This is a genomic window from Streptomyces niveiscabiei, assembly GCF_001419795.1.
GTDB lineage: Bacteria > Actinomycetota > Actinomycetes > Streptomycetales > Streptomycetaceae > Streptomyces > Streptomyces niveiscabiei.
In genome coordinates, this window is sequence record NZ_LIRL01000640.1 from 1 (window position 1) to 24,706 (window position 24,706).

17 protein-coding genes and 2 pseudogenes are annotated in these 24,706 nt (G+C 72.8%); 9 read left to right on the forward strand and 10 right to left on the reverse strand.

The genetic code is table 11. The features are described 5' to 3' along the window. The 3 genes from AOK24_RS28890 to AOK24_RS28900 all read left to right on the forward strand — a co-directional run. Window positions 1-1,593: WD40 repeat domain-containing protein (locus tag AOK24_RS28890; RefSeq protein ID WP_167376870.1), on the forward strand; the 1,593-nt coding region annotated here is incomplete at its 5' end. Window positions 1,594-1,661: 68 nt separating this feature from the next. Next, a complete protein-coding gene (locus AOK24_RS45065) occupies window positions 1,662-3,080 on the forward strand; it encodes a polysaccharide deacetylase family protein (RefSeq protein ID WP_063799535.1) in 1,419 nt (472 codons plus the stop codon). Window positions 3,081-3,218: 138 nt separating this feature from the next. Continuing rightward, on the forward strand, window positions 3,219-3,905 hold the full coding sequence (locus AOK24_RS28900; protein WP_133258217.1) for an RICIN domain-containing protein: 687 nt from the start codon (window positions 3,219-3,221) through the stop codon (window positions 3,903-3,905). Between the two features lie 5 nt (window positions 3,906-3,910). Here AOK24_RS28900 and AOK24_RS28905 read toward each other — a convergent pair whose 3' ends face one another. After that, window positions 3,911-4,597 (reverse strand): response regulator, encoded by a 687-nt coding sequence (locus tag AOK24_RS28905; protein WP_055722988.1) that lies wholly within the window; start codon window positions 4,595-4,597, stop codon window positions 3,911-3,913. After that, a complete protein-coding gene (locus AOK24_RS28910) occupies window positions 4,594-5,727 on the reverse strand; it encodes a sensor histidine kinase (RefSeq protein WP_055722989.1) in 1,134 nt (377 codons plus the stop codon). The genes AOK24_RS28905 and AOK24_RS28910 overlap by 4 nt, the downstream gene beginning before the upstream one ends. A gap of 239 nt (window positions 5,728-5,966) precedes the next feature. Between AOK24_RS28910 and AOK24_RS51265 the strand changes: the two genes are divergently transcribed. Next, window positions 5,967-8,135: an MMPL family transporter gene (locus tag AOK24_RS51265; protein WP_409120100.1), complete on the forward strand. Its 2,169-nt coding sequence runs from the start codon at window positions 5,967-5,969 to the stop codon at window positions 8,133-8,135. Window positions 8,136-8,416: 281 nt separating this feature from the next. Here the strand turns inward: AOK24_RS51265 and AOK24_RS52525 are convergent. Beyond that, window positions 8,417-11,140 (reverse strand): annotated as a pseudogene (locus AOK24_RS52525) (nSTAND1 domain-containing NTPase); the annotation flags it as partial. A 93-nt stretch (window positions 11,141-11,233) separates the two neighbouring features. Here AOK24_RS52525 and AOK24_RS28940 point away from each other — a divergent pair. Beyond that, window positions 11,234-11,548, forward strand: coding sequence for an SH3 domain-containing protein (locus AOK24_RS28940; protein ID WP_055722994.1), 315 nt, complete (start codon window positions 11,234-11,236; stop codon window positions 11,546-11,548). A gap of 128 nt (window positions 11,549-11,676) precedes the next feature. Here the strand turns inward: AOK24_RS28940 and AOK24_RS28945 are convergent, their stop codons facing one another. The 3 genes from AOK24_RS28945 to AOK24_RS28955 form a co-directional block, all read right to left on the reverse strand. Further along, window positions 11,677-16,020, reverse strand: a complete 4,344-nt coding sequence (locus tag AOK24_RS28945; RefSeq protein ID WP_159052020.1) for an nSTAND1 domain-containing NTPase — start codon at window positions 16,018-16,020, stop codon at window positions 11,677-11,679. Continuing rightward, window positions 16,010-16,351, reverse strand: a complete 342-nt coding sequence (locus AOK24_RS28950; protein WP_055722996.1) for a CU044_2847 family protein — start codon at window positions 16,349-16,351, stop codon at window positions 16,010-16,012. Before AOK24_RS28950 ends, AOK24_RS28945 begins: the two co-directional genes overlap by 11 nt. A 261-nt stretch (window positions 16,352-16,612) precedes the next feature. Continuing rightward, complete coding sequence (locus AOK24_RS28955) at window positions 16,613-18,007, reverse strand: NAD(P)-binding domain-containing protein (RefSeq protein WP_055722997.1); 1,395 nt, start codon at window positions 18,005-18,007, stop codon at window positions 16,613-16,615. A gap of 334 nt (window positions 18,008-18,341) precedes the next feature. On the opposite strand from AOK24_RS28955, the gene AOK24_RS28960 reads away from it, so the two are divergent. Next, window positions 18,342-18,716: an ArsR/SmtB family transcription factor gene (locus AOK24_RS28960; RefSeq protein ID WP_055722998.1), complete on the forward strand. Its 375-nt coding sequence runs from the start codon at window positions 18,342-18,344 to the stop codon at window positions 18,714-18,716. Window positions 18,717-19,754: 1,038 nt separating this feature from the next. On the opposite strand, the gene arsB is transcribed toward AOK24_RS28960, so the two are convergent. After that, window positions 19,755-20,840, reverse strand: coding sequence for an ACR3 family arsenite efflux transporter (gene arsB / locus AOK24_RS28970; protein WP_055722999.1), 1,086 nt, complete (start codon window positions 20,838-20,840; stop codon window positions 19,755-19,757). Then, on the reverse strand, window positions 20,837-21,145 hold the full coding sequence (locus AOK24_RS28975; protein WP_055723000.1) for an ArsR/SmtB family transcription factor: 309 nt from the start codon (window positions 21,143-21,145) through the stop codon (window positions 20,837-20,839). Before AOK24_RS28975 ends, arsB begins: the two co-directional genes overlap by 4 nt. Before the next feature lie 74 nt (window positions 21,146-21,219). Between AOK24_RS28975 and AOK24_RS28980 the strand changes: the two genes are divergently transcribed. The 3 genes and pseudogenes from AOK24_RS28980 to AOK24_RS46470 form a co-directional block, all read left to right on the forward strand. Then, window positions 21,220-21,747 (forward strand): arsenate-mycothiol transferase ArsC, encoded by a 528-nt coding sequence (locus AOK24_RS28980; protein ID WP_079057043.1) that lies wholly within the window; start codon window positions 21,220-21,222, stop codon window positions 21,745-21,747. Window positions 21,748-21,791: 44 nt separating this feature from the next. Beyond that, the gene (locus tag AOK24_RS28985) at window positions 21,792-22,211 is read left to right on the forward strand and encodes an arsenate reductase ArsC (RefSeq protein ID WP_055723001.1); all 420 of its coding nucleotides are present in this window, start codon (window positions 21,792-21,794) and stop codon (window positions 22,209-22,211) included. Next, window positions 22,208-22,531 (forward strand): annotated as a pseudogene (locus AOK24_RS46470) (NAD(P)/FAD-dependent oxidoreductase); the annotation flags it as partial. The gene AOK24_RS28985 and the pseudogene AOK24_RS46470, both read left to right, overlap by 4 nt. Window positions 22,532-22,858: 327 nt before the next feature. On the opposite strand, the gene AOK24_RS48740 reads toward AOK24_RS46470, so the two are convergent. Further along, window positions 22,859-23,713: a hypothetical protein gene (locus AOK24_RS48740; RefSeq protein ID WP_133258218.1), complete on the reverse strand. Its 855-nt coding sequence runs from the start codon at window positions 23,711-23,713 to the stop codon at window positions 22,859-22,861. Window positions 23,714-23,852: 139 nt separating this feature from the next. After that, complete coding sequence (locus AOK24_RS28995; protein WP_133258219.1) at window positions 23,853-24,305, reverse strand: hypothetical protein; 453 nt, start codon at window positions 24,303-24,305, stop codon at window positions 23,853-23,855. Window positions 24,306-24,706: the final 401 nt, after the last annotated feature.

Consider the following 24,706-nt stretch of genomic DNA (forward strand, 5'->3'; position numbering starts at 1 on the left):
CTGCACCGCACGGCCGACGGCAGGACCCTCTTCACCACCGCCCTCACCCGCGCCCTCTCCACGGCGGCCGTCGGCCCCGGCGGCCGGCTGCTCGCCCTGTGCCCCGCCGACGGCCCCCTCCAGCTGTGGGACACCCCGCACGCCAAGCGCCTGCCGGGCGAGTGGGAGAAGGCGGACCGCACCCTGTGCGGCACCGGCTCGGGAGCGGACGGCGGCACCCGCCTGCTCCGCTTCAGCGCGGACGGCACCCGGCTGGCCGCCGTCTACGGCACGACGGCCCGGGTCTGGGACGTGCGCACCGGACGCACGCTAGACGAGTTCGCGAGCGTCGGCGACGCCGGCTTCACCGAGGCCGCCCTCTCCCCGGACGGGGAGTTCCTCGTCACGTCCGACGGGCAGGCACTGGCCGTGTGGCGCCTGGTCACCGGCGGCACCCAGGTCTTCCGGCTGCCCCTGTCCGGCGCCGGCACGGAGGGGCTGACCTGGGACCCGGGCCGGCGGCACGTGCTGCGCTACCTCGACGGCGCCACCGTCCACACCCTCGACCTGGCCGACTCGCTCAGCGAGCCCTGGCACAGCACCGCCACCGACGCCGGTGTGCTCGGCCCCGACGGCGCCACGCTGGCCACCCTCGCCCGCTCCGGTGCCGGCTACCGCTTCGACCTGCTCTCGACACGCACCCGCGCGACCCTCGCCCACACCCGCCTCGGCACCCTGGCGGGCGAGGTCCCGCTCCTCGCCTTCAGCCCGGACGGCACGGCCCTGGCCGTCGCCGACACGTTCTCCGCGCACGGCACCCTGCGCCTGCGCCTCACCGTGTGGGACGTCCGCGCCCGCAAGCCCCGTACGGTCCTGGACACCTCCGGCGCCGCCGACCGCACCCCCACCGCGCTCGCCCTGGGCCCCGGCGGCCGTACCCTGCTCGTCGCCCGCGCCGACGGCACGACGGAGACGTGGGACACCCGGACCCACCGGCGGACGGGAACCCTGCGCGGCCTCACCGGCCGGACCCTGGCCGTGCGCCCGGACGGAGACCTGGCCGTCGGCTCGGACGACCAGTACGCCGACCCGCGCACCGGGAAGGTCACCGGGCGCGCGCTCGCCGACGGCCGCGAGGTGACCGCCCTCGCGTTCAGCCCCGACGGCACCCGGCTGGCCGTCGGCGACAAGACCGGCCACGTCACCTTCTGGGACGGCCGCCTGCGCGACCGCACGGGCGCGCTGACCGGCACCGCGGACACCGTCACCCAGGGCGAACCGGAAGCGGTCGGGGCGCTCGCCTTCTCCGCCGACGGCCGCACACTCGCCGTCGGCGGCGCCGGCGGAACCCTGCGGCTGTGGGACACCGGGGGAGGACAGCCCCTCGGCACCGGCCTGCCCTCACCCGGCGACGAGATCCGCTCCCTCGCCTTCACCTCCGACGGCGCCACCGTCTACGCCGCAGGCCCCCACGTCCCGCTGTGGCATCTGACCCTCGACCCGCGACAGGCCGTGCGCACCATCTGCGAGCGCACGGGCGGCGGGCTGAGCGCGGCGCGGTGGCGGACGTACGTACCCGACGCGCCGCACCGCGAACTGTGCCCCCGCCCGTAGCGGAATGGTTTTTCACAGTGGCCGCGAGGGTCGCTGAAAAATGGCTGTGACCTGCACAGTCGGGTCCCATGCGCACTCACTCCGTCCTCCCGTCGCTCCTGCTGGCCGGTGCTCTCGGCCTCACGGCGGCCTGCTCGTCCGATCCGTCCGGTGCCCGGGACTCGGCGCTGCCCACGGAGACGTCCGCCTCCCCGGCCGCCCCCGCCCGCAGCGTCGACCCGTCGGCGATCAAGGGGCTGAAGATCGTCGGCGACAGCAGCGAGCAGCTCTCCTGCGCGTTCGCGACGAGCTACCCGGCGGTGCCGGGCGCCGAGGCGATGACGGCCGTGATGAAGAAGTACGTCGAGCAGCGCCTCGCCACGTTCCGCTCCTCCGGGTGCACGGCCGGCCGGGAAACCCCCGAGTTCAACATCAGCCACCACTTCCTGGCCGCCTCGGGCGACGTCCTCGGCGTCCGGCTCACCACCCACGACACCGGGGCCGCCGGGTCCGGGCTGTCGAGCACGACGTACTGGTACGACGGCGAGGCCCGCGCCTACCGGACGGCCCTCGGGCTCGTCGCGGACGGCTCACGAGGCGCCTTCCTGACCGAGGTGAGGAAGCGGCTCAAGGGGCGCGAAGGCGTCGACGACAGCGCGCTCACCGACCCGGCCTCCCTCGACGCGGTCCTGGACGACATGGAGTTCACCGCGGCCGGTGCGCTGCGGATCGGCTTCGACCGCGGCGACGTCGGCGCCCCGGCCGCCGGAAGCTACGTGGTGGTGCTCCCGAAGGAGACGGTCACGCCCTGGCTGTCCGCGTTCGGCGCGCGCGCCCAGCGTCAGACCGTCACGCCCAGCGGCTCGCTCGACCTGGGCGCCACGCACACGCCCGAGCCGCCGGTGCCCACCCACACCGCGTCCGGCGACGACGACACCGACTGCGCGAAGGTGAAGTGCCTCGCGCTGACCTTCGACGACGGGCCCGCCGTGCCGGAGACCGGGACCCTGCTGACCTACCTCGCGCAGTACAAGGCACGCGCCACCTTCTTTGTCGTCGGCCAGAACGTCGCCGCCCACCCCGACCTGGTCCACGCCGAGGCCCGCGCCGGACACGAGGTCGGCAACCACTCCTGGAACCACCCCGACCTCACCCGGCTCACCGAGCAGCAGGACGCCTCCCAGCTGGGCCGCACCAACGCCGCGATCAAGGCCGCCACCGGCAAGGAGCCCACCCTCTTCCGCCCGCCCTACGGCGCCGTCAACAGCCGGGTCAAGTCCGCGACCACGCTCTCGCCCGTCCTGTGGGACATCGACACCGAGGACTGGAAGTACCGCGACGCCGCCAAGGTCGCCCGGACCGTCATCGACAAGGCCGGGCGCGACAAGGTCGTCCTCATGCACGACATCCACCCCACCTCGGTCGCCGCGATCCCCGAGATCCTGCGCACCCTCACGGCCCGCGGCTACCACTTCGTCACCGTCAGCCACCTGCGGTCGACCCTCTGACGGCGACCCGGACTTGGCCCACCGGTGAGCTGCACAGCGGCCGGGATCCGGCTGGTCCCGTTCCGCCCGTGTGCTGCATAGTGCGCGACAGTGGTATCGGCTCGTGCACAGGGGACACGCTCGCGGGGGGAGCAACGGGTGCCGCAGGGTTCGCAGGCGGGGGAAGGAGATGGAGGGGATACGCCGGTCGCGCGTCCGCCCCAGCAGCCACCCAGGTGGGCCTGGTGGCTGGTCGGCATCGTGATTCCGCTGGTCGGCATCCTGGTCACCGTCCTCACCGTGCAGTCACCGCCCTCCGCCGCCCCACCGCCGAGCGGGACACCGTCGTCCTCGGCTCCGGCACCGGACAGCGCGACCCCCTCGACGTCACCGCCCCCGCTGCCCGCCGGGCTGTTCCGCCTCACCAACGTCGACAGCCGCATGTGCCTGTCCCCGCCCCCGGGGAACCCCGTCGCCGCCGCCGGGCTCATCCAGAGCGACTGCGACGGGCGCCCCGAACAGTTCTGGAGACTCCACCGCGAAGGCACCGACGAGACCGCCGCCGCCGTCCACTCCCTCCGCAACGAGCACACCGGCCTGTGCCTGTCCGTCGACGGCGCCCACAAGGAGAACGACGTCACCGTCACCCACTACCTGTGCGGCGACGACAAGGGGCTCTTCCCCGACCAGTTCTGGAGCTTCCGCTACGACACCGCCCGGCACGGATGGAAACTGGTCAGCCGCAACAGCGGTAAATGCGTCGCCCTGCCCGCCGGCAGCGGCGACGGGGAACAGGCGCTCCAGGAAGACTGCGACGGCGGCACCTGGCTGCTGTGGCGCACGTGACCGGCTCACTCGGCCCGGGGTCGGTCCGTGAGGCGGCCGGGGGTGACCATGCCGTACTCGTAGGCCATCACCACGACCTGCGACCGGTCCCGGGCGCCGAGTTTGGCCATGATGCGGCTGACGTGGGTCTTCGCGGTCAGCGGGGAGACCACGAGGCGGGCGGCGATCTCGGCGTTGGTGCGTCCGGCGGCGATCAGCTCCATGACCTCGCGCTCACGGCCGGTCAGGATGTCCAGGCGCGGGTCGGGGCGGCGGGCGGGGTCGGGGCGGCCGGCGAACTCGGCGATGAGACGCCGGGTCACCGAAGGGCTGATCAGCGCGTCGCCGCGCACCGCGACCCGCACCGCGTGCAGGAGCTCCGCCGGCTCGGTGTCCTTGACGAGGAACCCCGCGGCGCCCGCGCGCAGCGCGCCGTACACGTACTCGTCGAGGTCGAACGTCGTCAGCATGACCACCTTCACCGGCGTCAGCCGCTCGTCGGCGGCGATGCGGCGGGCGGCCTCCAGGCCGTCCATGCCGGGCATGCGGATGTCCATCAGGACGACGTCGGGGCGCAGTTCGCGGCAGGCGGAGAGCGCGGCGTGCCCGTCGGCGGCCTCGGCGACCACCTGGAAGTCGTCCTCGTCGTCGAGGATGCCGCGGATGCCCGCGCGCACGAGACGCTGGTCGTCCGCCAGCACGATCCTGATCATCGACTGCTCCGGTGGTCGCCGAACGGTAGCCGGGCCACGACGGCGAATCCGCTCTCCTCGCCGGGCCCGGCGTCCAGCGTGCCACCCAGCGCCCGCGCGCGGTCCGTCATGCCCGCTATCCCGCTGCCCGCCGTAGGCCCGACCGAGCCCTTCCCGTCGTCCCGGACACCGACCGTCAGCTCCCGCTCCCCGCGATCGAGCCGGACAACGACGTGCCGCGCACCGCTGTGCCGGACCGCGTTGGTCAGCGACTCCTGCACGATCCGGTAGGCCGCGAGATCCACCGCCGCCGGCAGGGCAGTGACGGCACCGCTGCGCTCGACGCGTACGTCCATCCCCGCGCGGGACGCCGAAGCGACCAGCTCGCCGATCCGGGCCAGCCCCGGCGGGGGAGCGGTCGGCGCCTCCTCGTCGACCTGGCGCAGCACCCCGAGGGTGGCCCGCAGTTCCCGCAGCCCCTCCTTGCTGCCCTGCTTGATCGCCGCCAGCGCCTCCTCGGCGAGGCCGGGGTCCTTGGGCAGCCGGTGCAGGGCGGACGACGCCTGGACGTGGATCATCGACATGGTGTGGCCGATCACGTCGTGCACCTCCCGCGCGATGCGCAGCCGCTCCCGCGTGGCCCGCAGCCTGGCCTCCTCCTCCGCGTAGGCGACCCGGCCGTGCCGCATCGCGCCCAGCGCCACCACCGCCACCAGCCAGCCCGCCAGCATGAACGCCGCCGTACCGGTCAGGTCGCCGGTGCCGGCCAGGGCCCCCGCCGCCACCCCGAGGACCATCACCGCCGCCATGGCGACCGGCTCCCTGATCCGCCCCCCGGCCGCCAGCGCGTACAACGCGGCGACCGGGACCACGACCAGCGGGCCGTCGACCGTGCTCGTCGCGTGGTAGACGCCGGTGCCGGCCACCGTGAACCACCCCACCGCCACCGGGTGACGCCGGCGCAGCGGCAGCGCCGCGCACACCGCCGCCGCCAGCAGCCAGGAGACGAGCGCGGAGGGCGTCGCGGACCAGTCGGGACCCAGCCGCTGCCCCTCGGCCACCCCCGCCAGCACGAGGACGACCCCGGCGAGCGCCACGTCGGCACGCGGACCTGACGGCAGACGGAGACGGGTCGTGTCGAGAGACGGCATGGTCTCATTCTGCCCGCGACCCGAGCGGACCCCGGGGGGTATGCCCGGATCGGTTCCGAGAGTGCCTGCCGGAGAGGTACGCGGCGGCCGGGACGTACAACCACGGGTGTACGGCGGGGAGTTCACCCCCCGCCACCGGAGCAGGCCGGCTGTCTGCCGGAGGCCGACGACCGGGTCCCGGACGCTCGCACAGGATCGAGGCGTCCCGTCGTCACCCGGTCGAATTCGAGGTAGGCATCGTGTCTTCTCCGCCCCGCACCACCCCACTGCCGCAGGACGGCACGTCCGCACCCGACGGACGGTTCGGCGCGCTGGCCGGCTGGGCGCAGCGCCACCGCTGGACCGCCCTCCTGCTCTGGGTGGCCGTCGTGGCCGCCATCACGCTGGGCTCCACCGCGGCCGGCTCCGCGTACCGCAACGACTTCACGCTGCCGGGCACCGACTCCCAGGCGGCCACCGACCTGCTGCGCGAACACGGCAGCGACCAGGCCGGCGACAGCGTCGACATCGTCCTCAAGGACACCGCCGGCATCGAGAAGGCGGAGAACAGCGTCGCCCCCATGCTGGCCGAGGTGGAGCGGCTCCCGGGCGTCGCCGACGTACGCAGCCCCTTCACCGACGCCTCGGCCGTCTCCGAGGACGGCACGATCGCCTACGCGACCGTCACGCTGGACGGCAAGACGGAGGACGTTCCCAAGGCGGACGTCGCCAGGATCATCGACGTCGCGCAGAGCATCGCCACCGCGCACCTCCAGGTTGAGGTGGGCGGCGAGGCCGCCCGCAACGCCGAGGACAAGGCGGCACCGACCGCCGAACTCGCCGGGATCGTCGCCGCCCTGGTCATCCTCGTGCTGCTGTTCGGCTCCCTGCTCGCGGCGTCGCTGCCGCTGGTCACCGCCCTGTTCGCGGTCGGCGGCGCCATCGGCCTGACCGCGCTGGCCTCCCACCTGTTCACCGTCGCCGACTTCACCCCGCCGATCCTGATGCTCGTCGGCCTCGGGGTCGGCGTCGACTACGCCCTGCTGATCTTCTACCGCTACCGCCACGAACTCCTCGCCGGAGCCCCGCCCGCCGAGGCCGGCCGCAAGGCCCTCGACTCCGCAGGACGCACGGTCTTCTTCGCCGGCTGCACGGTCATCGTCGCGCTGCTGGGCCTGGTCGCCCTCGGCCTCGGCTCCCTCCAGGGCATCGCCCTCGCGGTGGCCATCACCGTCCTGATCACCCTGGCCGCCTCCCTCGTCCTGCTCCCCGCACTCCTCTCCCTGTGCGGCGGGCGAATCCAGCGCCACGTGCTCAAGCAGCGGGACAGGAACACCGGCAAGGGCAGGACCGAGGGCAACCGCTGGCGCGCCATGGCCCGCGCCGTACAGCGCCGTCCCGTGCCGACCCTCCTCGTCGGCGTCCTCGCGCTCCTCGCCCTGTCCGCGCCCGCACTGGGGATGCGCCTCGGGTTCGCCGACTCCGGCAACGACCCCGCCGAGACCACGTCCCGGCACGCCTACGACCTCCTCGCCGAAGGCTTCGGGCCCGGCTTCAACGGTCCGCTCATCGTCCTGGTGAAGGGGGACCAGGACGCCGGCCGGACCGTCCGCGCCCGGCTCGCCGCCACCGACGGCGTCGCCGCGGCCAGTCCCGCGCTGCCGTCCGGGGACGGCGCCCTGTCCACCGTCTTCGTCTACCCGGCGACCTCGCCGCAGAGCGAGGGGACCGTGGACCTCCTCCACCGCCTGCGCGACGACGTCGCCCCGCCCCTCGAACACGCCACCGGCGCCGAGGTGCTGGTCGGCGGCGCCACCGCCGCCTCCCAGGACGTCTCCGAGACGCTCGCCGGCCGGCTGCCCCTGTTCGTGGCCGTCGTCGTCGGGGTCTCCTCGCTGCTGCTCCTGCTGGTCTTCCGGTCCGTGTGGATCCCCGTCAAGGCCGCCGTCCTGAACCTGCTGTCGATCTCCGCCGCGCTCGGCGTGATCACCCTGGTGTTCCAGCACGGCTGGTTCGGCGTGCAGCCGGGCCCCGTAGAGGCCTTCATCCCCGCGCTGATCTTCGCCATCGTCTTCGGCCTGTCCATGGACTACGAGGTCTTCCTCGTCTCCCGCATCCACGAGGAGTGGACCCGCACCAAGGACCCCGCGCGGTCCGTACGCGAAGGACTCGCCTCCACCGGCAAGGTCATCACCGCCGCCGCGGCCATCATGATGGTCGTCTTCGGCGCCTTCGTCCTCAGCCCCGAGCGCATGCTCCAGCAGTTCGGACTCGGCCTCGCCGTCGCGATCCTCCTGGACGCCGTGGTCATCCGCTGCCTCATCGTCCCCGCCGTCATGCAGATGCTCGGCGAACGCGCCTGGTGGCTGCCCGCACGGCTGGCCCGCAGGCTCCCCGCGGTCTCCCTCGAACGCCCTGACCAGGGCTGACCGACACCGAGTGCCGTTCGGCGCGGGCAGGGCGGGGCGTAGTCGAGGCGGGGGAAGTGGCGGGCCCACTGGGCGCGGCTGATGGTGCCGTGGACGCGGTCGCAGGCGTGGGCGAGCACCCGGTCGATGTCGGTGTACCAGACCTGGACGCTGCGGTGGGCGGTCACGGTGAGGAACGAGCCGTCCGCCGCGAGCCGGCGCACCTCCTTCACCGTCCCGCGAGGGTTGGTGAGGTGGGCCAGAGGGGCGGGGTGCGCGCGGTCGGTCACGTCCCACACGTTCACCACGCCGTCGATGCCGACGGTCACCGCCGTGCGGCCGTGGGAGGCGAAGGCCACGCCGGTGACGATGTCGGCGTGGCCCGCCAGTTCGCCCAGCTCACGGTGGCGGGGGAGAGCGCCGATGTCCCACAGCTTCGCCGTGTGGTCGTCGCTCCCGCTCAGCAGGGTGCGGCTGTCCGGGCTGTAGGCGAGGGCGTCCACGAAGTCCCGGTGCCCCGTGAGGACGGCGACGGGGGAGGCGCGGCGCGGGTCGGTCACGTCCCAGACGCGGACGGTGTGGTCGTCCGAGCCCGAGGCCAGGGTCCTGCCGTCGGGGCTGAAGGCCACGGGCTTGACGTTGCCCCGGTGCCCGGTGAGCCTGCCGAGCGCGCTGGGGCGTGCCGGGTCGGTGAGGTCCCAGAGGCGGACGGTGTCGTCGTAGCCGCTGGTGGCGGCCGTGCGGCCGTCCGGGCTCACCGCGACGGAGTAGACGGCGTCGGTGTGCTGCGTGGGCCGCTTCGACAGCAGCGTGGGGTGGCGCGGGTCGCTCACGTCCCACAGCCGGAGCATACGGTCGGTGTCCGCGCCGATCAGCGTGGTGCCGTCCGGGGTGAACTCGACCGCGTTCAGGCCGACGCCGTCGCCGGTTTCCGTGCCGAGGCGGCGGGGGCGGCGCGGCTCCCGCATGTCCCACAGGACGAGGCGCGGGCCGTCGGCCATGGCCAGCGTACGGCCGTCGGCGGTCACCGCCGGTGTGAGACCGACGGGTGTGGACGGAGCCGGTGGGGGACCGGCCGGTGCGCGTCCGGCCAGGTGGTGGCCTGCCGGTCCGGTGCCGAGCGACGCGACGGACAGGGTGGTGAGCAGGGCGTCCCGCGTACGGTCCTGCGGGGTCCGGCGGTAGGCGGCCAGCGCGAGTTGGGCGGCCAGGGACGGATCGCGCAGGCTGAGGCGTACGGACTCGTCGGCGGCCCGGAGAGCCACCGCCTCGTCGCGCTGCCGGGTCACGGTGCCCTGGGCCCGTACGGCGAGACCGGCGGCGGCCACGGCACACACGAGCAGCGCGGCCAGGGCCCCGACCAGGAGGCGCAGCCGGCCCAGGCGGCGGCGGTCCCGCCGGTGCTCCTGCTGGGCCGCCGCCTCGCCCGCGTCGAGGAAGGCGCGTTCCCGGGCGGTCAGCACCTGGGGCGGGAGGTCCTTCGCGGCGGCGAGGCGTACCCCGCGGTACAGGGTGTCGGGATCGTGGTCCAGGGACTCCCAGAGCGTGGTGGCCTCGGTGAGCGCGCGGTGCAGGCGCTCCTGGGCGCGGTCCTCCTCCAGCCAGCCGCCGAGCCGGGGCCAGCAGCGGATCAGCGCCTCGTGGGCGATCTCCACATGGTCGCCGTCGGCGGTCAGTAGCCGGGCCCTGGTCGCCTGTTCGAGGACGAACGCGGTGTCCGGACCGCCGTCGAGTTCCCGACGCGGCACCCGGCGTTTGGTGTCCTCGGTGCCCTCGCCCAGTGCGACGAGCCGCAGGAACAGCCGCCGCGCGGCCTGCCGGCGGCTTGCGCCCAGGGAGCGGTGGAACTCCTCGGCGGTCTGGGTGAGCGCTCCCTCGAAGCCGCCCGCCGCGCGGTAGCCGGCCAGCGTCAGCGCGTTGCCCCGCCGCCGCTTCCAGGTCTCCAGCAGGGCGTGCGACAGCAGGGGCAGAGCCCCCGGTCGGCCATGGGCGTCGGCCGTGACCGTGGCCAGCAGGGCGCTCTCCACGGTGAGCCGGGCGCGGGCGGCGGGCTGGACGATCGCCGCCCGCAACTCCTCGGCGGTCATCGGGCCGACGGGATGGTGGGCGTGGGGCAGGGCGTCGACGAGACCGGGCAGCCGCGTGCAGTGCGTGTAGAAGTCGGACCGCACGGCGATCGCGACCCGCGTACGGCTGTCGGGGACCTGCGCCGCGTGCAGGAGCGCGGCGACGAACCGCTCCCGTTCCCGCGCGTCGCGGCAGAGCGTGAACACCTCCTCGAACTGGTCCACGACGACGAGCAGTTCGTCCGCCGTCGAGCCCGCCTCCTGCTGCCGGGCGAGGATCTGCCGCACCGTCCGGTGGAAGGTGCTCGGGTCGTCCGTGAGGCCGGCGTGCACCGGGCCGGAACCGGTGTCGGCGCGGGCCGCGAGCCGGACGGCGCATTCCTCCAGCGGATGCGCGCCGGGTGTGAGAACCAGCGGAGAAACACCGGGGAATGCGGGGACGACCCCCGCGCGCAGCACCGATGACTTTCCGGACCCCGAGGCCCCGAACAGCACGAGGAGCCGCTTTTCCTTCAGATGTTCGACGAGTTTTCCGGTGATTTTCTCCCGGCCGAAGAAAAAACCGGCGTCGGTCTCCCCGAAAGCGGCCAGACCGACATAGGGCGCCTTGGTATCCGTCTGCTTCCGGTCCTCCGCGCCCGTACACGCGTCGGCCGTCCGCTGCCAGATCAGCTTCCATTCCCGCTCGTCGCCACCGCAGGCCCGGACATAGGCGAGGGTGACGGCCAGGCTGGGCAGTTGACGTCCGGCCGCCGCCGAGGAGAGCGTCGCGATCCCGTAGTGCGTGGTCCGCGCGAGCTCCCGGTAGGTGGGACGGCCGGCCTGTTCCCGCAGTTTCCGTAAACGCGCCGCGAATTCGAACAGCGGACCGCCGTCCGGGTCCAGCGGGCTCTCTCCCCGTGGCACACGCCCACCCTTTCCCCGGGCCGGCGGATTGTTCGGCATCCGTTTGTTCACCATCGGCCGGCCGGCCTCGAACAACAGATTAGCGGCTACAAAAGGTGCGTCGGGTCCCGCACCGAGGACCCGACGACGAACGGAAAGAGGAATCCCATGAAGAAGCGCATGCTGGCCGCGTCCCTCGTGATCAGCGGGATCGCACTGGTCGCCGGCCCCCTCGCGCAGACCGGTCAGGCAGCCGGGTCCGCCGCCCCCTCCCACGCCGTGAGGCAGGCGTTCGTCTGCACCGTCAACGACAACGGCGTCAACTTCCGCGGCGGTCCCGGCCCCGAGTACCAGGTCCTGGGCCAGGTGAACCGGGGCCAGGAGCTCGTCTACCTCGACACGGTGGGCGACTGGGTCAAGGGAGACCTGGTGAACGGCCGCACCGGCGTCTGGATCCACTCGGCGTACCTCGACGGCTGCTGACGACACCGCCTGCACCGACACCGCGGGGTGCCGCCGCCATACGCGCCGGCACCCCGCGCTGCCGAGGGCACCGTGCCCTGCCCCTCCGCCCCATCAGGAAACGCTCCTGCACGACACCCACGTGGCGCCTAGCCCGCAGGACACGGCCTCGTCTCCCGCGCCAGTTCCAGGCGGGGTGCCGTCCGCTGAGCGGGGGTGTAGGGGCCTGGGGCGGCGGAGCAGATCGTGCTGTGCCAGTGGGTGGGGGAGAGGTCGAGGGTGAGGTCGTCCTCGTCGCTCAGGAGGCGAAGGGAGTTCTCGGTGAGCCGGCCGGCACGCAGTGAGCTGTTCGCGGGCCAGGTGAAGTGGCCGAGGGGGTCGCCATCCGAGGGGGAGAAGAGGCTGACGGTGCTCGACGAGAGGGTGACGAGGGTTCCGTCCGGCGCGATGCCCAGGAGGCCGTCCGTCTCCGGGAGGGGGCGTGTCTCGTCCTCCTTCTTCTCGTCGTCGACCCGCCACCACTGCACGCGGTGGTTGAGGCCGAGCGCGGCCAGACGGTTGCCGTCGGCGCTGAACGTCAGCCATCGGTGCGGGAGTCGACTGGTGTAGCGCAGCGGCGGGCCCGGCAACTCGGCGGTCCGTGTGCCGCGTTGTACGTCCCACACCTCGATGCGGCCATGGTCGGCCCAGTGGTCGGTGACGACCGCCACCTCGTCGCCGTGGCCCGGGCGGGGCAGGAGCTGGCCGGTGGGGGAGAAGCTGCCCGGTTCCTGGGGCTCGGGTTCGAGGCGTAGCGGGCCCCCGGTCCGGACGCCGCTGCGGGGATCGAGCCGTACGAGCGCGTCGCCCAGGCACAGGACGACGAGGTCCCCGTCCGATGTCTGGACGATGTCCTGAGGTCTGTTCCACAACTCGCCGCTGCCACGGCCGCAGTCCCAGGCGACCCGCTTCCTGGCGCGCAGCGTCGCCACGTCGAACAGCGCCGCGTCGTCGAACCGGTGGGACCAGACGAGAACGGCGTCCCCGTCCTCGTGGGTGACCCAGAGCAGACGCAGGGAGAAATCGTCCTGCTGCACAGCCTTGTCGAAGGGGAGCCGCCGGGCGGCCACGATCTGGCCGCCCGGCCCCACCACCTCCAGCAGGCCCTGGGACAGGCGTGCCACGCGCGAGCCGTCGGGGGAGACGGCGGACTGGACGCCGGCGGAGGAAGCGTTCGCCGGCGGCCGGGCGATCGGCACGGGCCGTGTCCGCAACAGGGAGTCCCCCACGACGGCGAGGACAGTACGCGGTCCCGGGCCCGAGCCGCTCACAGCGATGTGTTCCGTGATGGACGAGCCGATCTCTTTCGGCAGGACCGTGGCCCAGTGGCGGGGCTTCTGCCGGGCGTCGAGCAGCGTGACGGCCCGGATGCTGCCGCTGGTGGTGGTCCGGCTGTCCAGGAAGTGGGTGCCGGTCATGTCGGTGAAGAAGTGGCTCGCCTTCAGGTCGACGCCGGGCCGGGCGGCTCCGGGAGCCAGAGGGTGCCAGGAGGTGCCGTGCTCACTGTCGAGGAGGACGGCCCGCCCTCGGTCGACGGGCTTCATCGACCTCTTCTCCACCGGCCCGAGAACACGCCGCAGACGGTTGCCGGAGGCCGTGTCGTGCAGGTCGAGGTAGTGCTCCCAGGCCGGGTCCTGTCCTCCGCGAACCTTGTGCGTGATGCCGACGGCGAGCTGGTCGCCCCGGCCCAGCAGCCACGCCGCGTCCGGGGTGTACAGGGCCATGGACCGCTGGGAGAGCGGCAGCGGCTTCCCGTTCCGGGTGTCCCACAGGCGCGCCAGCGCGTGGCGTCCGGTGTCTTCGGGACGTGGGGTCTCGAACTGGTAGAAGTGCAGCACGCGCCCGCCGTCCTCGGAGAAGTCCACCGAGGAGTCGTAGACCTTGCCGCGACCGGCCAGCGGCTCGGACAGGAGACGTGGAGCGGGAACGGGGTCGGCCAGGTTCCAGAGCAGCGTCCTGCCTTCTGCCGTCGCCAGCGCGTAATGCCGCCCGTCGTCGCTGAGGTCGTCCTCGAAGCCCTCCAGGTCGAGGCCCTCGGGCACGCCCCGCAGCCGCCGCGCCCGCGGCGTGTCGCCGAGCGTGTCGGTCACGGCCGTGATCGCCAGGTCCGAGCCGCCGTGCGGCCGGGACACGACCAGCAAGGTGTCGCCGTCGAGCGAGGAACGCGCGGACTGGACCGTCCCGGGCCACAGCCCGCTGCGCGACCACACCGTGTCGCGCGCGCGGACGTACTGGGCGAACAGCGCGCGCCGAGCCTCCGGTGTGTGCTGTGCGGTCCAGGCGCCCGCCGCGTAGCGGAACGCGCTGTCCGGTGACTGCTCGGCGGTCTCACCGGCGAGTTCGCCCAGTTCGGTGGCGGCGGCGATCCGCAACTGCTGCTGGTTGCGGCGCAGTTCACGGATGCTGTGGGCCGCGAGGCCGGCCGTCAGCAGGGCCAGGACGGTGACCAGTCCCGTCACCGCCCACAGCCGCCGCAGTCCGCGGCGCTCCCGCCGCCGGCCCGCCTCCAGGTAGTCCCGTTCCAGCGGGGTGAGGTCCTCCGGGCGGCGGGCCAGCCACTCCAGGCCCTGGGCCAGCCGCACCCCGTGCGGCAGGAGCCCGGAGGCCCGCCCCCGGGCCTCCCAGTCGGCCGCGTCCCGTGCCGTGCGCTCCTGCCAGTCGCGGAACGCCGCACCGTCCCGCAGCCACTCGGACAGGCGCGGCCACTCGCGCAGCAGGGCTTCGTGGACGACGTGGACGGTGCCGCCCGCCGGTCCGTGCTCCGGGGCTGCGGCGACGTCCCAGACGAGCAGCCGGCATGCGGCCAGCGCGCGGGCCAACCGCGCCTGCTCCGGGGAGAGTTGGCCGATGGGGACGGCCCGCCGGGTGAAGCCGTCGCGGCCGTCCGGGCGGGCCAGCCGCTGGAAGAGCCGACAGGCGGTGTCCTGCGGCAGGCCGTGCTCCGCGAGGCACGAGGTGAGCGCCTGCTCGGCGTACGTCCTGAGGGCTCCACCGACCCCGCCGATCTCCTCGTACGCGGCATGGGTGAGGGTGTGGGCCTTCTTCCGCTTCCACAGCTCCGTGAGGGCGAACTGGAGCAGGGGGAGGCAGCCGGGTTCGTCGACGGCGTCCCGGACGAGGCGGGCGCTCAGACCGGCCTCCAGGTACAGCCCGGGGACTGCCTTGACCGGTTCGTCGACGGTGAGCGCGAGCGCCTCGGGCGTCATCGGGGCGAGGAACGTGACCGCCCGGCCCAGGGCCGCCGAGGTGTCGGCGGCGGTGAGCGCCTCCAGCGTGGCGGGCCGCGCGGTCAGCGCGACCCGCAGTCCGCCGCCCTGCGCCGGGTCCGGAGCATCGGTCAGCGCCGACAGCGCGCGGAAGGCCCGCAGCGCACTCTGCGGGGCAGCGGCGGCGTACTCCTCGAACTGGTCGAGAAGGAGAACGGCTCCCTGCGGCCCGAGTTCGTCACGGAGCCGTCCGCGCAGCGCGAGGCGTGCGCCGTCCGGCCCGGCGCAGGCTTCGCGCAGGGCGTCCAGCCGTTCCCGGCGGGCCGCGGGGTCGGGGGCAGCCGCTTGCCAGACGGCGGTGACCGCCTCCGCCACCCAGGCGTCCGCCTGGTCCGGTGCCGCCGTGGCCGGATCGGCGGCGGGCGGGGGAACGCGCAGCGCCGTGGGCGTCCCCCGGCGGCGCAGGTCGGCCAGCAGACCCGCCCTGAACAGGGATGACTTCCCGCTGCCCGAGGGCCCGGCGAGCACGGTGACCGGCCGCGACCCGAGTGCCTCCCGTAGCGCCCGTACGTCAGGTCCGCGGCCGTGGAAGTACCGGGTGTCGCCCTCCTCGAACCGGTCCAGTCCACGGAAGGGACACTCCACCTCCACATCCGCCCCGATCAGCCGGTCGGCCGGGATCAGGTAGGCGGTGCCGCTGAGCCCGCGCCGTCCACGGGTGACGAGCATGCCGACGACGGCATCGCGCCGTACGTCCCATACGGCGGCCCCACTGAACCCCTGCGTGATCGGCACCCCGTGGGCGGCGAGGTCGAGCTGGAGCCGGTCGGCGCGCTGCCGGCCCCGCAGCACGCCGGTGGCGTTCACGCCGCGCGGCGCGTCCACGGGGAAGCCGAAGGAACGGACCTCGCCGCCCCATTCGTCGCTCTCGTCGGTCACGAGGGGCAGCGGCTCCGTGCCGTCCACCGGGGCGTGCAGGCGCAGGATCGCGATGTCCTCCTCCGGCCGCCAGGACTCCACCTCGGCCGTGACCGGCGTACAGGCGCCGGCCCCGGCGAGCAGCGGGAAGTCCACGGAGACCGACCTCTGCGGACGGCCGCCGTCCGGCTCCTGGACGACGTGGGCGCACGTGCACACCAACCGGTCGCCGACGAGGAAACCCGCTCCCGTGACCGCTCCGTCCGGGCCCAGAACCCGTGCCGCCCCCCGCTCGTAGCGGGCCCGCGAGGGGAGCCGGTCAGACCTCACCGGTCGCTTCCCACTCCACGCCCACACTGAAGTGCGCCTCGGCGGCCGTCCTGGCGAGCACGACGCCGGCTTCCGCGGTCACCTTCACCCCGAACTCCAGCGTGATCCGGTCGGGTCGGCGCGGCATCGCGCGCAGCGAGTCGACCACGTCCTGAACGACGGGACGCACCCGGTCGACCGCCTCCCGCAGGGTCTCCGCGGCGCTCCCCACGGTTTCCGCGGGCCGCGGCCGGCCGATGGGCTCGTACGCGTCGTACGCGTCGTCCGTCGCTGCGGTCTCCACCCGCAGCAGCGAGCCGTCGTCGAGTTCGATGGTGGCGATGGTCGTCATGAAGCCCTGAGCCTGCCGTGTGACATGGATTGGTCCGTCACCTCGGCCAACGAGCGTTGCGCACCACGGAGTCGGCGGTGTCCGAAGTGGACCGGAGACGACCCTTTCGGACCGGGCTTGCCGGTAGCGGTCCACTGCTGTGACGGCCTGCCCCTCGATGGTGGCCCTCACCACCCCTACCGGGACGCGCCGGGACGGACCAGGGCGTTGGTACCCCGGCGGTGCCGATGCCGGCCAGCGGACTGGCTCGCCGGCGAGTTGTCAGCAGCCGCCTGTCGGGGGCTGCTCAGCTCCTGCTCCGATCGCGGTGGGGGCGGCGATCTGGACGAGCTGGGGCGCGGGCGCGCAGCAGCCGCCGCCGTCGGCTTCCTGGGCGTCGGGGGCGTCGAACAGTCCGGCGCCTCCGCAGACTCCGGTCTCGGGCAGGGTGAGTTCGACCTGGTCGGCGGAGGCGAGGTCGCCGGCGAGCGCGGCGGCGACGGAGCGGACCTGCTCGTAGCCGGTCATGGCGAGAAAGGTGGGGGCCCGGCCGTAGGACTTCATGCCGACCAGGTAGACGGCCTGTTCGGGGTGGGAGAGCTCGCGGTGGCCGTGCGGGTAGACGGTGCCGCAGGAGTGCTGGTTGGGGTCGATCAGCGGCGCCAGCGCGGTAGGTGCCTGGAGGCGCTCGTCGAGCCCCAGGCGCAGTTCGGACAGGAAGGACAGGTCGGGGCGGAAACCGGTCAGCACGATCACTTCGTCTACCGCGTCCAGGCGGCGCCCGTCCTCACCGACCGGGACCAGTCGGCCGTCGTCCGCTCGCTCGATCGCCTCGGTGCGGAAGCCGGTGACCGCATCCGCGTGGCCGGCGTCGACGGCGGCCTTCGCCGCCAGGCCGAGTGCGCCGCGGGCGGGGAGCTGGTCGGCTTCGCCGCCGCCGAAGGTGGAGCCGGAGATGCCCCGGCGCAGGATCCACACGCTTTTCGTTCCCTCGCCGTCGTCGGACTTGGCGAGGTCGGCGAGGTAGGCGAGCGCGGTGAAGGCGGAGGCGCCGGAACCGATCACCGCGGTGCGCTTGCCCGCGTACCGGGCGTGGACGGCGGGGTCCTTGAGGTCCGGGACGCGGTAGGTGATCCGGTCGGCTGCCGCCGTCTCGCCGAGGGCGGGCAGACCGCTGCCGCCTGCCGGGCCGGGGGTGGCCCAGGTGCCCGAGGCGTCGATGACGGCGCGGGCGAAGAGGCGCTCCTCACGGCCGTCGGCGTGGGTGACGTGCACGACGAACGGCTGCTGTTCACGGTCGGCGTCCACGATGCGGTCCCGGCCCGCGCGGGAGACGCCGGTGACGCGCGCGCCGGTACGGACGCGGTCGCCGAGGACGTCGGCGAGCGGCTGGAGGTAGAGCTCGGCCCAGTCGCCGCCGGAGGGGTAGGTGGCCGGGTCGGGCCGGGTCCAGCCGGTGGGGGCGAGGAGCTTTTCGGCGGCGGGGTCGACGACCTCGCCCCAGGTGGAGAACAGGCGCACATGCGACCACTCGCGCACCGCGGCACCGGCAGTGGGGCCGGCTTCCAGGACCAGGGGCTCGATGCCCTGGTCGAGAAGGTGGGCGGCGGCGGCCAGTCCGGCGGGGCCGGCCCCGATCACGGCGACGGGCAGTTCGGTGGTGGCGGGCGCGTTCACGACGACTCCTCGCTTGGTTCGACAACTGTCGATGGCTTGCGCGGCCCAGCATGACGGCTGTATCGATGGGTGTCAACATAGACATGTATCGAAACGGAGAGGGCTGCTGCTGGAGGATGTCGACGACGTCGAAGGGAGCTCCGGCATCGTGAGGGCCTGGCTGCGGGGGTGTCGGGGCCGGCGTTCGTCGGATCGGAGTGGCAGCGCAACCTGACGTTGGACTCGCTGCCTGGCGTGGGCTGGGGACGCGGAGTGGGGCGCCCGCCGTCTGGCCGCCCGTCTCGCGCCGGTGACTCTGCGCCTGCGCTGGTTCGACATGTGTCAACATAGACGTATGTCGAATGCGAAGGTGCTGCCGCTGATCGAGCCCGTTGACGGCCAGGGCGTGGCGCCGTGCTGCCCGCCGCTGGCCGAGCGTCCGATGACCGCGGAAGAGGCGGAGGTGGCCGCGCGGATGTTCAAGGCGCTGGGCGACCCGGTCCGCCTGCGGTTGTTCTCCGCCGTGGCCTCGCACGAGGGCGGGGAGGCGTGCGTGTGCGACATCTCCGACGTCGGCGTCTCCCAGCCGACCGTCTCCCACCACCTGAAGAAGCTGAAGGAAGCCGGGCTGCTCACCTCCGAGCGGCGCGGCACCTGGGTGTACTACCGCGTCGAGCCCTCGGTGCTGGCGGCGATGGGCAAGCTGCTGGCTGTGCCGGCCGCGGGATGATGGCCGCCGAGTGAGGTGGTTGTGCCGCTGAGGGACACACCGGGCAGGTGCTGGCAATCTGTCAGGCGGGCATCGACGAGGGCAACGCCACCTTCGAGACGAAGGCGCCGTGCTGGGGAGGCGTTTGACGCGGCGAAGCTGTCCGAGCCCGCTTGGCCGTCGACGAGGTCGGGGCGGTGCTGGGCCGGGTCGCTGCGAGCCCGGTCCCGGACCGAAGCGGGTACGCCGGGTTGGTCGAGCACTCCGTACGCTGGCTCCACCGCAGCCCTGCTGATCGGGAACTTGCTTTCCCCGTGAGCGAGCCCGGCGAGCCGCAGTCCTGATCGCCTCCCTGGTCGCGGTGCTCCTGCGCCTGCGCAACCGGGTCCACCGGTGTCTGCACGAGGAAGAGAACCTCGACGAGGACGCCGACGGTATCTACCGACAGCCCGCCCGGCCCGGACCGGCACGACGGCACGGCGGTCTGATGCCCGATCCCAGCCTTTTGCCCTCGTCGTCATCGGCGCCGCTCCGGTGATCAGGACCGCGGTCGGCGAACTCCGCCGACCCGGCAGCGCCTGCGATCAGTGGTCCTTCACGACAACTGGGCGTCCGTGACCTGGCACTGGACGGCCTCGCCGCCTGTTCTTTGCCCCTGTTCCCCGCCGCGCCGCTCAATACCGTCCCGCGACTGGCCGGCGCCTCACCGGGGCTGGTCATGGCCGCGACCGCCGTAGCTGGCGTCCTGGCCGCCATCGGATGCGTGATCGAGGTGGCGCAATGGGGCCGTGAGATCGCCTTGTTCCTGCTGGGGTGGGCCGGACTCACCCGGACGCTGTGGCTGCTGGGAGAGACCGCGGACCAGCCTATGGCCTCGCTCGGTGCGCGGCTTCCGCCGTGCTGCTGGTGGGATTGGGCGAGGCCGGCGACTGGCTGCGCCCCGTCGGCCGGTGCCGCCCGCGTGAAGCAGGCGGCGCGCCGAGGTGTGGTGGTCGCGCACGGCAGAAGAGGGCGGCCGGACGCGATCGCGCACGGCCGCCCCCTTGCGGGTACTGAGGGTCAGATGCCGGCCGCCGTGAACTTCCGCCGCCAGGCGAGGGAGACGTACACCAGCGCCACCAGGACGGGTACCTCGATGAGCGGGCCGACGACTCCCGAGAGAGCCTGGCCGGAGGTGACGCCGAAGGTGGCGATGGCGACCGCGATGGCCAGTTCGAAGTTGTTGCCCGCGGCGGTGAAGGCGAGGGTGGCCGTGCGGTCGTAGGCCAGGCCGATGGCCTTGCCGAGCGCGAAGGTGCCGAACCACATGACGGCGAAGTAGACCAGCAGCGGCAGCGCGATTCTCGCGACGTCCAGCGGCTGCGAGGTGATCGTCTTTCCTTGCAGGGCGAAGAGGATGACGATCGTGAACAGCAGCCCGTACAGCGCCCAGGGGCCGATCTTCGGCAGGAAGCGCTGCTCGTAGCCCTCGCGGCCCAGCTTCCGCTCGCCGATCCGGCGGGTCAGGAAGCCGGCCAGCAGCGGGACGCCGAGGAAGATCACCACGTTCGCCGCGATCTTCCACAGGGAGATGTCCAGGTGCTCGCCGTCGCCGAGGCCCAGCCAGCCGGGCAGCAGATCGAGGTAGAACCAGCCGAGCAGGCCGAAGGCGATGACCTGGAAGACCGAGTTCAGTGCGACGAGGACGGCGGCGGCCTCGCGGTCACCGCAGGCGAGATCGTTCCAGATGATCACCATGGCGATGCAGCGCGCAAGACCGACGATGATCAGGCCGGTGCGGTACTCGGGCAGGTCCGGCAGGAAGATCCACGCCAGGGCGAACATCACCGCCGGGCCGAGAACCCAGTTGATGACCAGCGAGGAGATCATCAGCCTGCGGTCGCCGGTGACGGCGTCCAGCTTGTCGTAGCGGACCTTCGCCAGGACCGGATACATCATGATCAGCAGGCCGAGCGCGATCGGCAGGGAGATCCCGCCGATCTCCACCTCGGCCAGCGCGTCGTCCAGTCCTGGAATCACCCGCCCGAGGCCGAGGCCGACGGCCATGGCGATGAGGATCCAGACGGCGAGGTAGCGGTCGAGCGTGGAGAGCTTGGCGACGACGGATGCTTCCTGGGGCGTCGCGGGTGCTTCGGCGCGGGTCACGGGCAGGCCCTCTTGTTGGCGGCGGCGGTACGGGCCTGTTCGGCCAGGTCGGCGAACTGCCCGGCGAGTCGGGCGATGACGTCAGGGCGGAGCTTGTAGTAGGTGAAGCGTCCGCACGGCTCGGTCTCGACGACCCCTGCCTCGCGCAGGACTCTCAGATGGTTGGAGAGGTTGGTCTGCCGGGCGCCGGTCTCCTCCACCAGGTGGGTGGTGCACAGCGTCTCTTGGGCGAGCAGGGTCACGATCTGGAGCCTGAGCGGGTCGGCCAGCACCCGGATCAGATCAGTGTCGACTGACGTCATCATGGACTGATACTGTCACATCACCCGGCGCTGATACCAGCCGGGGCTGACCTGTGACCCGTCGAAGGGGTCCTCCCATGTCCGCCGCACCTACCCCTGCCGTGCCGGATGCGCGCCCGGCCGAGGTGGCTTCGGTCACCACGCACCTGGTCGTACTGGCCGAACGCCTCGACGCCCTTGCCCACGTCCAGGGCACACCGGGCGGCGGACCGGTGCGCGTGCTCTTCGTGTCCAGCCATAACGCCGGCCGCTCCCAGCTCGCCGCAGCCCTCCTACAGCACAGGGCGGATGGCCGGGTCGCCGTCTCCTCCGCGGGCACCCACCCCGGGCCAGGGATCGAGCCGCACATCGCGCAGGTCCTCACCGAAGCCGGCGCCGGCACGGCCGAGGAGTTCCCCGAGCCGCTGACCGACGAGATCGTGAAGGCCGCGGACACCGTCATCACCATGGGCTGCGGCGACGCCTGCCCTGTCGTACCCGGCCGCCGCTACCTGGACTGGTCCGTCGCCGATCCCGACGGCGCGCCGATCGAAGCCGTCCGCGCCATCCGGGACGACGTCGACCTCCGCGTCGCTGAATTGCTCGCCGACCTGCCCAGCACCTGACTCCCCTTGCACCGCCTGCCACTCACCGTATGAAGGAAGAACATATGTCCGCCGCCCCGCTCGCCTCCGTGCTGTTCGTCTGCGTCCACAACGCCGGCCGCTCGCAGATGGCCGCCGGATTCCTCTCCCACCTCGCGGGCGACCGCATCGAGGTCCGCTCCGCAGGCTCCCTGCCCGGCGACCAGGTCAACCCGGCGGCCGTCGAGGCGATGGCCGAGGTCGGCATCGACATCTCTGCCGCCACGCCGAAGATCCTCACGACCGAGGCGGTCCAGGCGTCCGACTACGTCATCACCATGGGCTGCGGCGACGCCTGCCCGATCTTCCCCGGCAAGAAGTACCTCGACTGGGCCCTGGAAGACCCCGCCGGCAAGGGCGTCGACGCCGTCCGTCCGATCCGCGACGAGATCAAGGCCCGCATCGAGGCCCTGATCGCCGAGATCGACGCCAAGCGGGAGGCATGAGCGCTGTGCCCCAGCCCGATCGGGTGCGCGAGGTCGTCATCATCGGCTCCGGGCGCGCCGGATAACACCGCCGCCCTTTACACCGCCCGCGCCCAGCTCAGTCCCGGCTTCCCTCAGGGGGTCGACGGCCCGGTGCGGGCCCAGGCTCAGAGGGTCGGCGCCGAGATGATCGACGACGACATCACGGCCGTCGACCTCACCGGCGACATCAAGCCGCTCACCGACTCCGCGTGCACCGCGCAAGGAGCGTGATCATCGCGACCGGCTCCGGCTACCGCAAGCTCGGCCTGCCCAACGAGGACGGGGTGTCCGGCCGGGGGTGTCCTGAAGCCTGGACGCTGCTGCCGGTGCACGCGCTACCCGAGCGGACGCCCCCTGTCATGCGGATGACCCGGAAGGCTGACGGCCCGCGTCGCCTCGGCAGCTTGGCCGCGCGTCCGGGACGGGCGGTCTCCACGGAGTGCACGGCGGTCTTCTGCACGATTCCGAACAGGCAAGGACCACCACGCCTACCTGGTGGCGGCCGATCACACCCACGAGGGACCGCCCGGCGTCATACGCGACGGAACGGGCCCGTCAGCATCCGTACCGACACGGCCGCCGCCTCTCCCCGGGAGTCTCGCGAACCTCCGTTGCGGCGGGACGGGTCAGCGATCGGTTCCCAGTACCTGGCGTGCGTTGTCCTGGCGGCGGAGTTGCAGCGTCTTCCACTCGGTGAGCAGGGTCGAGTGCTGTCGGAGCCAGGTGGTCTGGGCTGCTTCGAGGCGGGTGTAGGCGGTGGTGAGGTAGTCCGTGTCCTGCTTGCACCGCAGGTCGGCTCGGACGAGGGGACTGCGGGCGGGGTCGGTGCCCCGAGGAAGGCTGTACATCAGGGCCACCGGGTCCTTGTGGTCGTAGCCTGCGGTGTGCAGGCAGCGCCGCCAGCGGTCGGTCGCCGTACGGAACCGGGGGTCCTTGTCCAGTTGCTGCCGTGCTTCCTTCTCTCCGTCGCCGAGTTGGATCCTGAGCTGGAGCCAGCGCAGCCGGTCCGCTCCGAGGAGCCGTTTCTCCGCCTCGGCGAGGCAGCCGTCGGCCGGGCGGGAGACGCGGATCGTCTTTCCCGCCGCGGAGATCCGTTCGTCGGGGTCTCCGAAGAGCGCGCGGGTGAAGGCCGGGTCGGGGGACTCTTCGGTGGGTGCGGGGGAGGAAACTGCGGGCCTGGGTGCGGTGAGCGATTCCAGGCCGAAGGCGGTGGGCCGGTCCTGGACGGGGCCGGCCGCTCCGGCCACTGGGGCCGGCCGGTAGCTGAAACCGTGCCGAGTCATGCAGTCGATGCCGAGCTGCCGCTGCGCCTCGGCGACCTGGACTTCCGAGGCGGTGCGCGCGTAGAGGATCCCGAAGAACGGGAGCCGCTCGGCCAGTTCGGCCGGGCTCGGGGCGGTCCGCCGGGGCGGGGTCGCCTCGGTGCGGGAGGAGAACACCCAGGCCGCCGCGCCTGCCGCGAGCACCAGCGCAAGGATCATGGCGCCGGCGGTACGTCTCCGCCGTCGCGCGGGATCCGGTGCGGACTCCGTCGGCGATGTCTTGTGGAACACTCCCGGTGCCTCCTTCCGGTAGGGGCCGGCGGACTGTGGTCCGCCGGCCCCTTCCTGCCTGGACCACTCAGTAGCAGGGGGTGGACGTCGTACCGGTGAGCTGGAGCGAACTCGCCTCGTTCCGCTGACCGCTGGGCAGGTACTGGACGTAGCTGCCGGGGTTCACGCAGAACAGGAACGAGTTGTTGTTGATGTGAAGGTAGTAGTGGCTCTCGTATCCGCCGGTGGAGGAGTTGCTGGCGGACGCGGTGTTGTCGTTGACGTTCTGGCCGTAGCCCGCCCCGCTGCTGACCTGGTTGAAGGTGTCGTTGGTGAAGTTCGCGTCGCTGTTGAAGTACGAGTGCCGGGCCGAGGTGAGGCTGCTGTAGAAGACGCAGTGGTACCCGGAGGCGCAGTTGGGGCCCGCGGACGCGGGCGCCGCTAAGAGGGTCATGCCGGTGGCGGCTGCGGCCACCACGCCGACGACAGCTCCGATCTTCCTGCGCAGACCCGTTCGCGCCGTGCTGTTCGCTGATGTCACGTGTTGTCCCTCCGAGGTGTGAGCCCTCCACGAGGGCAAGAACGGCACAGCATGCGTACGCCATGCCCACGCCAGGCTGGTAGGGCAAGAGGGAGGCGACGAGGTCGTTTCGGGCCAACTCGGGTGCGGGGCGCACCGATGGTGTGTTTAGCGACGCGTCCCTCTCGCCCGGCGGGCCGCAAGCGGAGTCGTACGGCCGTCGCGACCCGGCGGGGCGGCTGGCTGGTGGGACCGTCCGGCGAAGGGCCGACCGCGCTCAACGGGAACACCAACGGTCGGCCGGGCGAGGTGAGTAAAGATGTCGCGAAAGCCGCCGTGCTCGCCGCCGTGGAGGGGAACTCCTGCCGGCTCTCCTCACCACACCGCGACGGCATTTCAGGTCCACGGCGGCGAGCACGGCG